At 32.2% G+C, this 13,035-nt stretch carries 19 protein-coding genes; 1 reads left to right on the plus strand and 18 read right to left on the minus strand.

Annotated elements, in window-relative coordinates:
- Nucleotides 1-16: 16 nt before the first annotated feature.
- The 12 genes from EEL30_21885 to EEL30_21940 form a co-directional block, all read right to left on the minus strand.
- Nucleotides 17-535 (minus strand): hypothetical protein, encoded by a 519-nt coding sequence (locus tag EEL30_21885; protein QDX94694.1) that lies wholly within the window; start codon nucleotides 533-535, stop codon nucleotides 17-19.
- 34 nt (nucleotides 536-569) lie between these two features.
- The gene (locus EEL30_21890) at nucleotides 570-1,097 is read right to left on the minus strand and encodes a hypothetical protein (GenBank protein ID QDX94695.1); all 528 of its coding nucleotides are present in this window, start codon (nucleotides 1,095-1,097) and stop codon (nucleotides 570-572) included.
- 12 nt (nucleotides 1,098-1,109) lie between these two features.
- A complete protein-coding gene (locus EEL30_21895) occupies nucleotides 1,110-1,565 on the minus strand; it encodes a hypothetical protein (protein ID QDX94696.1) in 456 nt (151 codons plus the stop codon).
- Nucleotides 1,566-1,631: 66 nt separating this feature from the next.
- Nucleotides 1,632-2,075 (minus strand): hypothetical protein, encoded by a 444-nt coding sequence (locus EEL30_21900; protein ID QDX94697.1) that lies wholly within the window; start codon nucleotides 2,073-2,075, stop codon nucleotides 1,632-1,634.
- A 26-nt stretch (nucleotides 2,076-2,101) separates the two neighbouring features.
- Nucleotides 2,102-2,326, minus strand: a complete 225-nt coding sequence (locus EEL30_21905) for a hypothetical protein (protein ID QDX94698.1) — start codon at nucleotides 2,324-2,326, stop codon at nucleotides 2,102-2,104.
- A gap of 58 nt (nucleotides 2,327-2,384) precedes the next feature.
- Nucleotides 2,385-3,050 carry an SOS response-associated peptidase gene (locus EEL30_21910; GenBank protein ID QDX94699.1) on the minus strand — a complete coding sequence of 222 codons (666 nt, stop codon included), beginning with the start codon at nucleotides 3,048-3,050 and terminating at the stop codon, nucleotides 2,385-2,387.
- 348 nt (nucleotides 3,051-3,398) lie between these two features.
- Entirely contained in the window at nucleotides 3,399-3,599 is a 201-nt protein-coding gene (locus EEL30_21915) for a hypothetical protein (GenBank protein ID QDX94700.1), read from the minus strand.
- Between the two features lie 161 nt (nucleotides 3,600-3,760).
- A complete protein-coding gene (locus EEL30_21920) occupies nucleotides 3,761-4,195 on the minus strand; it encodes a type II toxin-antitoxin system PemK/MazF family toxin (GenBank protein ID QDX94701.1) in 435 nt (144 codons plus the stop codon).
- A gap of 155 nt (nucleotides 4,196-4,350) precedes the next feature.
- The gene (locus EEL30_21925) at nucleotides 4,351-5,490 is read right to left on the minus strand and encodes a hypothetical protein (protein QDX94702.1); all 1,140 of its coding nucleotides are present in this window, start codon (nucleotides 5,488-5,490) and stop codon (nucleotides 4,351-4,353) included.
- Entirely contained in the window at nucleotides 5,487-5,774 is a 288-nt protein-coding gene (locus EEL30_21930) for a hypothetical protein (GenBank protein ID QDX94703.1), read from the minus strand. Before EEL30_21930 ends, EEL30_21925 begins: the two co-directional genes overlap by 4 nt.
- A 79-nt stretch (nucleotides 5,775-5,853) precedes the next feature.
- A complete protein-coding gene (locus tag EEL30_21935; protein ID QDX94704.1) occupies nucleotides 5,854-6,996 on the minus strand; it encodes a hypothetical protein in 1,143 nt (380 codons plus the stop codon).
- Nucleotides 6,997-7,094: 98 nt separating this feature from the next.
- Nucleotides 7,095-7,400 (minus strand): hypothetical protein, encoded by a 306-nt coding sequence (locus EEL30_21940; GenBank protein ID QDX94705.1) that lies wholly within the window; start codon nucleotides 7,398-7,400, stop codon nucleotides 7,095-7,097.
- Nucleotides 7,401-7,577: 177 nt separating this feature from the next.
- On the opposite strand from EEL30_21940, the gene EEL30_21945 reads away from it, so the two are divergent.
- Complete coding sequence (locus EEL30_21945) at nucleotides 7,578-7,898, plus strand: XRE family transcriptional regulator (protein QDX94706.1); 321 nt, start codon at nucleotides 7,578-7,580, stop codon at nucleotides 7,896-7,898.
- A gap of 117 nt (nucleotides 7,899-8,015) precedes the next feature.
- Here the strand turns inward: EEL30_21945 and EEL30_21950 are convergent, their stop codons facing one another.
- From EEL30_21950 to EEL30_21975, 6 genes are all read right to left on the minus strand, one after another.
- Nucleotides 8,016-8,285: a hypothetical protein gene (locus EEL30_21950; GenBank protein QDX94707.1), complete on the minus strand. Its 270-nt coding sequence runs from the start codon at nucleotides 8,283-8,285 to the stop codon at nucleotides 8,016-8,018.
- A gap of 208 nt (nucleotides 8,286-8,493) precedes the next feature.
- Nucleotides 8,494-8,880 carry a hypothetical protein gene (locus EEL30_21955; protein QDX94708.1) on the minus strand — a complete coding sequence of 129 codons (387 nt, stop codon included), beginning with the start codon at nucleotides 8,878-8,880 and terminating at the stop codon, nucleotides 8,494-8,496.
- A 119-nt stretch (nucleotides 8,881-8,999) separates the two neighbouring features.
- Nucleotides 9,000-9,527, minus strand: coding sequence for an accessory regulator AgrB (locus tag EEL30_21960; GenBank protein QDX94709.1), 528 nt, complete (start codon nucleotides 9,525-9,527; stop codon nucleotides 9,000-9,002).
- Complete coding sequence (locus EEL30_21965) at nucleotides 9,521-10,195, minus strand: hypothetical protein (protein QDX94710.1); 675 nt, start codon at nucleotides 10,193-10,195, stop codon at nucleotides 9,521-9,523. Before EEL30_21965 ends, EEL30_21960 begins: the two co-directional genes overlap by 7 nt.
- A 293-nt stretch (nucleotides 10,196-10,488) precedes the next feature.
- Entirely contained in the window at nucleotides 10,489-11,922 is a 1,434-nt protein-coding gene (locus EEL30_21970; protein QDX94711.1) for a TIR domain-containing protein, read from the minus strand.
- 97 nt (nucleotides 11,923-12,019) lie between these two features.
- A complete protein-coding gene (locus EEL30_21975) occupies nucleotides 12,020-12,814 on the minus strand; it encodes a hypothetical protein (protein QDX94712.1) in 795 nt (264 codons plus the stop codon).
- Between the last annotated feature and the right edge of the window lie 221 nt (nucleotides 12,815-13,035).

A 13,035-nucleotide genomic window follows, 5' to 3' on the forward strand; every position in this document is an offset into this window, starting at 1 on the left:
ATACCAATTTCATTACTTATCTCGCAAAATGATAATTTTTGTGATATAAGCACCTTATCATTTCTGTCATTTGAGCTTGAGAATAGCCATATCGCAAAAGAACATTCTTTTTAATTCTAACAATATCCATTGAACATTTAATGTTATCTAGATACACATCATTTGCAAATCTTTTTTCAAATTCATTAACCTCTTTGCTTATTGTGTGAGTGTGTTCTTCTATCAAGTATAATGCATCGACTATTTCCATTGCTGCTTTCAAACTAATACCCTTTATTTCTTGGAAATTGTTAATGAAATAATAGGATTTAGAATATCTGTACCCAGTTTCATTAGCGAAATTATCTCCATGCACAAACCAATCTTCTGAAATCAGATGTTCGTCTACGCAATGTTTTAAATCAAATTCTCGTTCCAAATAAAGATATTTAGCTACATCAAGTACACAATTGAAACCGGGCGTAGTAACAGATTCTTTTTCAAGAATTTTCTTTTTATCATTGGAATAAGTTTCAACATACACTAATTCTAACATAATTAATCTCTACCCCCTTAAAATTACCTTTTCATTATAAATCTTGTAGTCTTCTATTCAAAAATTCCTCACGATTTACGCTAGGTTCAATTTTAGTAAAACATTGAGGATGTATTGTTTGACTTACAACTATGAAGCCCTGCCTATTAGACGGATATATACATTTGGTATAAATACCATCAAATCTCCCAAATACAACACTTAGCTCTAAATTGCTCACATGGGTTGCTACCCACATTTGTAAATTTGTGAAACTAAATAAATCCATTCTGTCTGCAAGATAAATTCCTTTACCAAGGGCATACATTCCTTCAGTTATTGATATTAGCCCACTTTCCTTTATTGCTTCAATTTTATTAGGCGTGGTCACATGAACAAAATTAATTGTGCCGCTCTTTAAAACCGATATAGAAAGATTTCCTCTTGATATTCCTGTGGCAAACTTCACAATTTTTTTAGCTCCACCAAGCATCTCTAACTCATCTAACGTTATATTAAGATACAAATGATTCCCATTGCCGTTCCTTAATCTACTTTTGAATTCACTAATCAAACTATCCATCAAAACACCGCTTTAGTTATATTTTGAGCCATTACAGTAAGAAAAGAACCCCCATGCAGTCTGAATTTCATTCAAAGAAACTCCCAACATTTCCGATTGTTTGGCAAAACTACTAAAGACTTCTGGATGATCTTCTACTATATTGATTATAGCTATCATAGTACCAAAAGGGGTTTTCTCAAGTAGGTTAACACTCAAGACTTTGTAAAACCCTTTTTTAGTTCTGCTTTTCTTTATCAATCCGTACTTTAATAAGAATTTCAATTTGTTTGCAATTGAAGTTTGAGATAATTCAAGCATTCTTCCAAGTTCAGATTGATTTACCTTTACAAAACCACTTTTGTCCGTTCCTTCCTCCATTATTCCTAAGATAACCTTATATGTTGCCATTACTTGGAACATCTTAGAATTTTCTATACTTGTTTTTAAGATACCCAGATCAATCTCGTGAACGTAGGGTTCATTCATTTTTATCAACCCTTTCAACCTAATCTAGAATTCCCATTTGCCTAACCCTTTCCTTCATATCATTTTTTATCTGACAAACTCTCTTTCAAGCCCTAAGTACGATTTGATTCTAAATTTGAAACTCTTTTTTTTAAAATAGCAAACCCGACAGATGTAATCAGAGCCTTGTGATTCTATAACCTCAATGTTACTAATATTAAGTGTTTTATAAATACAAAGTCTATGCTGCCCGTCAGTTATAGCCCAATGATTACAAGAATTGCTTGTAATTCTTATGTCACTTTGATTGCCATGTTCAAGAAGACTGTTCTTTAAATCCACACATTTTCTTACAGAACCATCTCCGTAGCTTTTCTTGCTTTGTTTTTCTTTTTGTATCTCAGTTGCATACTCTTTTTCTGTTAAAAGCAATGAACATTTACCTGTCCTTTTTCTGTAGCAATCATACTTACTCAAGCGGAATGCAAAATCCATAGCTGACGGATTAATTTTTGTAGTCCATTGAGCCATACATTGATTCTCCTTAAGTATCTTCTTTATTCGCTTCCCAGTTCATTCTTAGCTTCAGTTTTAAGACGCTCCAACCTTTGTTGTTTATATTCTTTGTACTGCTCATCAGCTTTCTCATGTTCGATTCTATTATCTATTGTAGGATTGTTCAGGAATTCCATAAATGACTTGTGAACTTGCTCGAATAATTCATTTTCCTTTAAATCATTATTAAAGTTTCTTTTGTCTATTCCCAATTGATCTATGTCCATTAAAATTCTCCTTTTATTCTACTCTAGCAAGATTGCCTTGAAACTTATATTTGTCCTCTTAAATTTCAGCTATGCACTCAGGTAAATCATTTCTAACGTTGCCTACCATTTTAGACACAGGATATGCTTTCATTTGTTCTTCATCAAATGGCAATAGTAGAGATTCTAACAACTCACCATCTTGAACATCCCTATTTAGCCATAATGATTCATCTTCTCTCTTGATTATTACAGGCATACGATCATGTATGTCAGCCATTAATGTATTAGGCTTTGTTGTGATTATGGTACATGTATTTATTCTTACTCCCTCTGGGCTTGTCCAAGTATCGTATAATCCTGCCAATGAAAATATTCCTTCATCTTTCATCATGATTCTCATTGGCTGTTTATCACTATCAATCTTCTTCCACTCATAGAAACCATCAGCAGGAATTATACAACGTTTTCTAATAAACAATTTCTTAAAGGAAGGCTTTTCTCGGATTGTTTCCGCTTTGGCATTAATCATTTTATAAGCCATTTTCTCATCTTTCGACCAAGAAGGAATCAGCCCCCATTTTAGCTGCCCAATTCGATTTCTACCTTTATCATTTATTATTGCAGTTATATGTTGAGTAGGAGCTATATTGTATCTTGGTATAAGCTCAAATGGTATTTCTTCTAAGCTATATCTTTCTTTAAGGTCATCAGGTTTTACAAACAATGTGAAACGTCCGCACATGATATTCACCCCTACAATAGTTTTGCATCTACTATAAGGATGTTCTTTACAAGCGTTTGTTAACCTTCTATTGCCGTTCGTCTGCACAGCGTAGTTTCTATTTATCCATAAGTTTTTCCTTAATTACATTAAGAATATGTACTTGTTCAATTGAGCTGGTTTGAGCAATTTCAGGCATTACCTGCCCGTTTGGTGTAATTACAAAGTAAGCGAATCCGTCATGTTCTAGCTTCTTTGCTAAATATTCGCAACCCTTAAGTGTACCTACTGAGATAAAACCTTTCTCTAATAATGATTCTCTTGTTTTTTTTATATTCTGTCCTCTCCTTTCGAATAAGAGATGTCTATTTAATCCTCAATTATTTCTTGCACATCTTCTCGATTAATCCTGATCCAATCTGTATCAAATAAACTTTCTGACTTTTTGAAGGTTAGATTATACTCGGCAGTATCCAACAAACAATCTTGAATTCCCATTTTATCCAAATTCAATCCTAAGCTAGTATCATTTTCATAAACAGTTCCATCTTTTAATTTGACTAGTATCACACAAGTTTCCTCATTTCTACAAACTAAACTCTATTATGTACTTGATCCATAGACTATTATATCAGTTGTTAAAGATATCCAGATAGCACTTATTTATTAAATAATTGAGAACCTATAAAAAAGAATATTGCAACAACTAATCCCATTAATATTTCCCTCCGTTATACCACCATAGAATTTTTGAATTTCATACTTGCTGCTATCTGATAAGGTTGCAACCCCGTTACTACTTTTCTATCAATCAAACCTAAACTTACCATTATTGCATAGTTAACTTGTTCCATTGTCTTTTCATCTAAGTGCGCTACTTTTTCAAATAGACGTGCTTTATCAATGGTACGCAATTGCTCCATTAGTACTACGCTGTCATAATCGAGTCCATTCAATTCAGCGCTTGCTTCTATATGGGTTGGTAAATTTGCCTTCTTGATCTTTTTTGTAATGCACGCAACGATGACGGTCGGACTAAAAGTATTCCCTATATTGTTCTGAATAACTAATACTGGTCTTTGTCCACCCTGCTCTGATCCCGTATTCCCGAACAGATCCGCTAAGTAAACATCGCCTCTTAGAATCTTCTTACGATTGATCTCCATTTTATCAACTCCGTTATTATATTTTTTATTTTATATTAAGATTTGATATAGTTATCTGTATCTAAATAATACCATTATTTTATACGATATATCAAGTAAAAATAAAAAATACCTGTAAAATATCAGGTATTTTAGGGTGTTCAAATATCAAATCTTCAATTTCGATATTTTTTCAATATATCCATTGCAGACACTTTAGTAGATGACTTATTACCCTCAACTTCATTAGTGCCTCTCAGCTTGTTAAATAGGTTAGATGATTTGGCTTGGAATTGGTTCTCTCTTGAAAAAATGTGTTGTATCTTATCTTTATTATTTTCAATTTGATTATCAATCTGTGTTAAGCGCGTAGTAATCCAAGGAAGCCCACTTAGAACAGTCATTACTCTATTAGTCTCTTGACTAGAGTAAAACCCTTCAAATAGATCAATTGGCGCTCCTTGATTAAAGTAAGAGAATATCAATTCATGGTTAATATGTTGCAACATGTCTTCCCTTCCATCAAAAATGACAGCCGCTCTTGTGACAAAATCATTGGGAACAGGCACATAAACAGATTTACGCCATTCATCATGGATACGATCTGCAACTGACTCAGAAGAAACTACAAATGTATTATTTATTGCAGAGAAAATATTAAACTCAGAAAAAACAAGTATCCCCTTTGTTCCTAGAGTCGTTTTAAAATCTCTTTTATCAAATGTTCCATTTTTAGAAGCTCTTTCAGTATATCCATGTAGATTGGCAAGGTGATTAATTACAGTAGTATTAGTAAGTTGATATATTTCGTTTTTTGTATTTATATTATGGTATATTTTTATTTGATTATTATCTATAGGAATTATACTAACATCTAAACTGGACAGCTCTTCTACTGTATTTAAGGTGTTCGCTTGACTAATGTCTACCTCTGACAAATCTGGAGTTGCCACTATAACAGAATACACCTTATCTGGCATCATCTGTTTCATCAAATCTAATAACATTGGAGTTATTGCACTCCCAGATCCACCGCCTGATGATGTTGCAAAAATAATTGCCTCAATCGAGGGATTTGAGAAATGTTCAATAATCCAATCTATACACATTTGATAGTGTTTTGAAAGCAGTCGCTTTGCCTCATCTCGATTGTGACCTACTCCCTCACTTCCTGGTATACGTAATTTGAGTTGTACATACTCTAGCGAATCTAAATCCTGCTGTGAGAAATTAATTGCTCCAGTAGCAAATCCCACTCTTGATGCCTCATCTGCAATATTTCCTCCTGCTCCTCCACAACCAATAACAGCTATCATTCTTTATCCACTCCTTTGAAAGATATATCAATGGCAGTAATGCCATACTTACTAAGATAATACGCTTTCTCTTTAAGACCAGATACAACATCAATCAATCGGCACGCTAATAGTCTCGTGATTGATGTTCTCAACATAGCCTCAGTTAAATTTGTGTGTTCACATATTTTTTTATTCTTTTTGGCTTTAAATGAGGCTGTAGCATCTTCATCCGACAAAAAACTCAATACCTGTAAATCATTAAATGTTAATGATTTTATAACTTCAGAATAATACTCATTCATACTATGTCACCTCCTTAAAGATCATCCTCGATCAACAGCAATGTTTGTATATCGCTATGTATCCAATAAAAAACGAATTTCAATACATCTTATCTAAGTTACCGTTCTTATCCATCTTAAAGGCTGTTTTCGGACGTTTAACTTCAGCTTTTCCATTAGTTTCTTTTATCACCGCTTTCTTATCGAACAATAAAGAGACTGCTTCCATGCGTTTTTTCATTTCTCTTGTTTCTTTAGAAAGCTTATCGATGCGTCTATCTTTTTCTTTAATAGAGTCATCTTTTATTTTTAGAGAATCTTGTAGTAATTCAATTGTCTGCTCCGATTGAATAATATTGGATTTTAAATAGTTAATTTCAACTGTCTTAGCATCTAACTTTAAAGCAAGTTCTTGATTCCTAGACAGCCATTCAGTTTCTTTGTGATGTAAGTTTTCTGTTATCTCTTTGATTTGATGAGCCATTGAATTTTCAAGCCAACTTTTCATCTCTAAAAGGGCAGTATTATCTAACACACTTGTAGCACTTTCAACTACTTCATCTTTTTTTAAGACACTCCCTCTATTGTTTGAGATAAGATCAAGTGTTTTAGTATCACATTTTTCCTTTAAGTTTTGATACCATCTACCATGAATCTTATTCTTAGAGAATCCTGTCAATTCAGATACCTTATGAAAGGCTTGTTGTAATGTCTTTTCTGTATGAGCGAATGCGGTTACTGTGTTTATTAGTAACTCATCCGTTGCTTCATCCCAAACTAGAGATCTAATGACTGCGTTGCTTTTTTGTTCATCTGTAGCTTGATCTTCAATGTTAAGTAGATAAGTTCTCACTTGTTCTGCTATAGATGATTCAGTTAGTAGCATACCTATACGTAATATAGCACGCTTAGGAATAATGGTTAAAAGTGACCGATTGTTAACTAAGACAGGGTGTCCTAGTTTAATCTTTAGACTTTCTTTGTAATTCTTTAAATCTTGACCTTTAATTATCTTCATACCATCTGATTCCAGTTCTCCTTGGTGTCTTTGTGCTAATTTCCTAATTGCAGCTATGCTAACTTCATAATAATTAGATACAAGTTCTATAGTGGTATATTCATTGTCTCCAAGTAAAACTAGCTTTTTTATCTTTTCTAAAATATCTACTCTTCCTATGTATTTATCTCTTTGGTCTTTTGACCCTTGAATCAAATCTAAGTGTCTTGCATTGTTTTGTGTCATGTTAAATTCCTCCATGATATTTTTTTAAAAAACCAACTTTTAAATCCCAATCTTCTTTCTTAATATAATATAAAAATAATAAAATATCAACAACTAATCTATTGCAACTCTTTAAAACTGCCCATCTCTATTAATCTATATTCACAAGTGTAATCTTCTAGCAATTCTTCTGTTTCAGTAGACGATTCGAACCATTTACAAAATCCTTCTTGCACTTTAAGAACTCCTTCAAAAACATGTCCGCAAGCAGCTACATATTCATGCAAATCGTTGAGTGAAGCTAGAGAACGATGAGGATAACCTTTTGCTACCATAAAACAATCAGTTGTCAGTTCCCAATTTGCAGATATATTTTCAAAATCATGTACTATGTATACTAGTGTGGGCTGTGAGGATGTAATCATTAATATCAATCCTTCCATACACTTTTTAAAATCGGTATTTCCTATATCTTTATATTAATCGGAATATCGATTTAAGTCAACTAAAATATCGGTATAAGAGAATCTGTTGTTTTCTCTACAATTTATGAGTTACAGTATAGATATGATTATATTGATTAATAACTAGGTGGTTTTCTTATGAAGTTAGGTGAAAAAATCAGAGTCTATCGTAAAAACAGAGACTTAACAGCAAAAGAGCTTGCAGAAAAGGCTGGAATTGCACAATCTTCTATTAGCGATATTGAAAACGAGAAAACATCTCCAAGTGTCGAAACTTTATACAAAATTCTCTCAGCCTTAGAAGTAGATATTGGCTATTTTTTCAATACTGGCATATCTAATCTTCACCCAAATCTAATAGAACTGATTGAGATTGCAAAAGAACTGTCTCCTGAAGAACAACGAGCTTTGACTAAGTACATTGAATTGACATTAAATAGAAAAATGCCAACTCAATAATAAAATACAAATAAATGATGTTTTTTAAGGTACAAAATCAAGAAAGTAGACTACAGCCGTTGCTCAAGATCGATCTGCTTTCTTGATTTTGCTAAATCCCCCTGTAAGCGCTTAGATTTATACATGCACATACTCACAAAAATATTCCCCTTGTTTATCGTGATATTCAGACCATGTAAAATCCCCTTCTGCAACTCTCACTACCCCTTTAAATATGTAACCGCAAGCTGCTATATATTCATGTAAATCATTTAATGATGCCAACTTATATTCTGGATCAATTTTTTGAGCTTCAACAGGACTTGTAACCAGATCCCATTCCCATGTGTCTGTATTTGATTTATAGTTAAAATTGCACTTAAATATATCGGTTACAACAATTTCCACCGTTCACCTCTCCTTTTTTGCATACCCATGAAGTTTATGGTTGATAATTTTTGATTGATAATCTTTATTTATAGTAAAATAATATCATTAGTATTTTGAAAAATATGTCGAATGTTGTCATTTAATACCCATAAATAGAATAGGTATCCAATTGTTGTTTACTTCTAGAGTAAAGTGTGCTATATCTAAAAACTAGTACAAAAAAAGACTATCCTAAATCGATAGTCTTTTTTGGAAAATTTTTTAATAAAGCTGATTTTGCTCTAGATACAGTAGTGTATGTACCATCCTCGAAATAAACCCTAATGTCCGCATCGCTTTCCACTACAGACTTAATCTTGCTCATATTTACTACATTTACAGAATCTAACGAACGAAACCCATGGTCTTTAAGCAATACTCGAAATCCTTCTAGGGTAGCAATCGGATGGTATTTGCCGTATATCGTATGGAAGGTAAGAATTTTAATTTTCCCCTGATAAATAAAACCAATATAAAGAATATCATCTAAATCTAATAATCTGTAGTCTGTTTCGTCATACTTTCTGTCAGCACGAATACCTGTGATTTTCATATATTCAGCCATTTTTTTCAATTATTTTTTAATAAGTTCAGTTGGAACTTTTGGCGCTCCAACAAAAGACTTGTAGGAGACAGTGAACGTTTTTGCAGTTTTTTGAAGATATTTTGAAGCTAATTTTGCGATAGTCTTATTCATGGCTGACACCTCCTTTCAAGTGCAGGAATTAACGTTAACGCTTGTACAAATAAAGCTAAACTAACGACTGTGTTCTCTAGATAAAAACCAATACCTACAATCAATACTGAAACAATCTTGAGGTATGGTAATGCTGATAAAGGAATATTATTTTCCTCTTTACTTTTGGGTGCATATATAGCAACCAACAAAAAAGTGATTAAATTAAAATACAATAAAAGGCTTTTATCAATCTGCAAATGTGGTATAAGTGATATTATTGTTGTAGACACCCAATAGCACAAAGTCATGGTTTTTGCGTGCCATCCTCCAGAAACTAAACGCAGCAATGAGAAAGAAACTAGAGCTATTAACGTATCAATCGCTTTACCAGTAATAACGCCTATAATCAAGGAGCTAACAATAATCGCTATTCCGTTCAGTTGTATAGCTAATGAATAAGCTAAAACCTCTTCACTTGCCGATTCTTCAGGAGTTGCCTTTTTTATTATATGGGCTATAGTTGATGCGACTCTTTCTACCATAAATCTTCCGCATCCCTTCTATTAGCCACAAAGTATAGCAGACAAAACACAATCGTCATGATAAAAGCAAGAATGTGTAACCAGTTCAGATAATAAATTAGTAAGTAAGGGGCTAAAAAAAGCGTAGCAACACTAAGCATTATCCCTATAAGTAAGAACAAATTAACCCCTCTCATTTTTACCTTTAAGTGAACATCTTGAGGTGGACAAATGATAAATGAGAACCCCAGATTTGACTTATAAAAACACCAAGCGACTAAAAACAAAAATACTTCGGAAGAGAATTGAATTAGATATGTCCCAAAGTTAGAAGTACTTTGTATATCCTCCGGCGTAACAATGCCAGTAAATGAGAGAAAATAATAAATTGCAAGCTGTGAAACAGTATTTGATAAATAACCAATAGAAGCTAGTAAGAAAGAGTCAAAAATCTTTATTTTGATCAAATACCTAAAAAATACAACATAAAGAATAAATTGAATACCCATATCTAGTTCTGGGACATTAAATACCAATCTCATAAAAAATGAGATAACTGAAAGCGCAACTCCTATAGTTACAAGCTCTCTTATAAACATTCTGATCGGGAAACGAAAGAACCGAAAAATAACAGCCAAAATTGCCATGACATCTACAAAACCAAGAACTAAATAAAGTACGATATCCATTGTAATTTCTCCATGTTTGTGTTTTGGAATCGCTATTTCTAATTACTGTTGATAAAATTGTCTAGTTTCGTTACATTCTAATTATAGTGTTTTTTTAGTTAATAACAAGCAAGAAAATGTATGTCTAGTGTACCTATAATTTTAATATAAAATATGCATCCCTCCTTTTAAATCCCCTTTAGGTTTCTATTAAATACCAACTATTATATCATAATTTATTATTTTTGTATTGTAAACATAAATTTTAGAGACGCTTATTCACGCCTCTTTTATGTGATGAAATGCGTATTTTATTAAGGCTTTACACAAATATCATCTGGCTTTATGTGATAAGCTATGGTTTCAATAGAATTTGCCGATCCATAGCCTTCTCGGTATTTATTATCAAAATTTTCTATGATGGATACCAGCTCTTCTGCATTAATAACATTAAATAATACTTTAATACGCTCAAAGTGCTTTTTAGATCTTAGTTTCTGTAAAAGTTCTATTTTTTGATGACCTCCATAAATGTAAGTAATCGGAAACCATTTAGGATCATAATCAGTATCCTCAATAAGGATAATAGACCAATAATAAAGCAGTTTATCTGTCGCAACTAATTGTTGTTTGGAATAATTTCTTAGCGTACATCGTTCAATCAGATACTGAGCTTGAAGACTATACTTTCTCATTTCTAGCCTTTGATTGCGTATTTCATTAATTGACCTTAAATAAAATCTAAACTTAGTGAAAGTTTCTGGAGTTTTTTGGTTATATTGTGTTTTTAAATAATATTCAGTCACTAGGAGTTGGTACAATTCCCCATAATTCTTTTTATCGAGAAGAATCATACACGTGTATAAAAATAGTTCATGCACAAAAAATTTATAATGATCTGTCTTTATGTCGTGGGAATCATTCCCATCAGTTAAACTCCACAAGTTTTCAAATAAGTCTATGAGTGTATCTATATCGAAATCTCCAGAGTCAACGCTCAATTCTAAAAAGCTTATGTAGTCATTACGTAAAGGTAACATCTTATCAATATTATCTTTAATAACATCGTCAAAAGTATCTCGATCCTCTACACTGTCAATTTTAAGAGGTTCTAGACTATGTAATAACTCTTCGACAAAGTTTTGAGATAGTGAATTAACTCTTTTGGGGTTTCTAATTATAGCGTCTTTAAGTTGTTTTAGAATGTTTGTTGTTGTGTAATGTGAAATTTCTTCAGAGAAAAGCCATTCAGGAGCATCACCTAGCGCTGGTTTTTTATAAAGTGGTCGATTATAGATATTCCTAAGTAGTTTTTCAAAGCCCTCTTCAAATCTATCATCCAAGGATAAATCAATATACAATCTTGTTCTCATATATATTGGAACATAATCCTCGCCATTGTCACTTCTCTCGGAAACGATGGGAATAAATTTTTCCTGCTTTACATCTAAGTATACCTCTGGACTAATTATTTGTGTTTCTGTTCCCACACCGCCTTTTCTAGTTTCTGAACGTTCTTTATATCCTTTATCACAGATAATTAATACCTTATCTGTTTCCTCTGCTCTAACCATGCCTTCCATAAAAGCGTATGTGTCCTGTCCCTCTTTTAAATCCCATTTGTCAAGTTTTACATCCACTCCTGACTCTCTAAGTCGTGTAGCTAAAGAGACAACCCACTCTTCATGCTCTGTTGAAGTCCAAGCATAAGAAATAAAAACTTTTGGATTGGCGATAGTCATAGACATTTGTTAGACCATATCCTCTCTCATTTATTAGAGTAATTTTATCGTTATTAAAATTGATCAGTATAGAGGAACCTAAAGAAATAATAAAATGTCCCTTTTATTCTACAATCCAATCTAACTTTTTAATAATGTAATCATAAATAAGTATACATCTAATAGAATTAATTTTAGTCCCAAAAGCTGTATCACTTCCATGAACTATTGCATGTCGACTTAATGGTGAACCAATAGTCTGTCCATGTTCAAATTGACAAAGTATTTTTACATTAAATAGCTCATCAACGTTTTTATCAAAGGAGCTTGATATTTTTGATTTAAAAAGCCTGTTTCTTAATTCTTGATACTCTTTTCCTTTCATTTTCCCCTTATAGTTAAATTTATCAACAATAGTTCCCTCATATTGCGCTATTAACAAAGAAATAGAAGAAAAGTACCTTTGATCAGAATGATTTGCAAGTATTTCTTTAAAAACTTCAATCCTTTTTTTAACTATTTCATTACTATACCAATCTTCAATTATTCCTTGTATTACTTCATTATTATAAAATGATTCAATATAACTCTCAATTTTTGTTTTACTTTTCCGAACACCATTTTTTTCATAGAATGCTACAATTTCTTTCATTTCATCAAGTTCCACTTCTAAAAGAGGTGGGAAGTCTATTTCTAGCATGATAGCATTGAACTTATCAACAAAATTATTTGCAGCAATAGCATTATGTATAGCGCTGAAAAAATCTTTTGTAAAAATACCCTTCTTTTTAAACTCTTCGCTTAAAGTGATAGCTTGTTTAAATGTTTCGCTGTTTATCATTAAAGAAGCATTATTTAGTTGTTGGGAAAGGTATTTATCGGAAAAAATACGTTGGACTAAACTATATATATCGCTCATAAGCACCTCCCAATAGTCATTACACATTAATAGTAGATTTATATACAGTATTAATGTGTAAAAAGTTTAAAATCATCAATAAACATCGGAAGTCTTTTTTGAAATGTAAGTTCCTATAAATTCATCATACCATTTAGAGAACGTATGTACCATATAGTAACAATTTATTTTATCATTGATTTGTCTGTTTTATTTGATAATATTTAGGTAAAAAGGGGACA

The sequence above is a fragment of the Brevibacillus laterosporus genome (genome assembly GCA_007833815.1).
Lineage (GTDB): Bacteria > Bacillota > Bacilli > Brevibacillales > Brevibacillaceae > Brevibacillus_B > Brevibacillus_B laterosporus_D.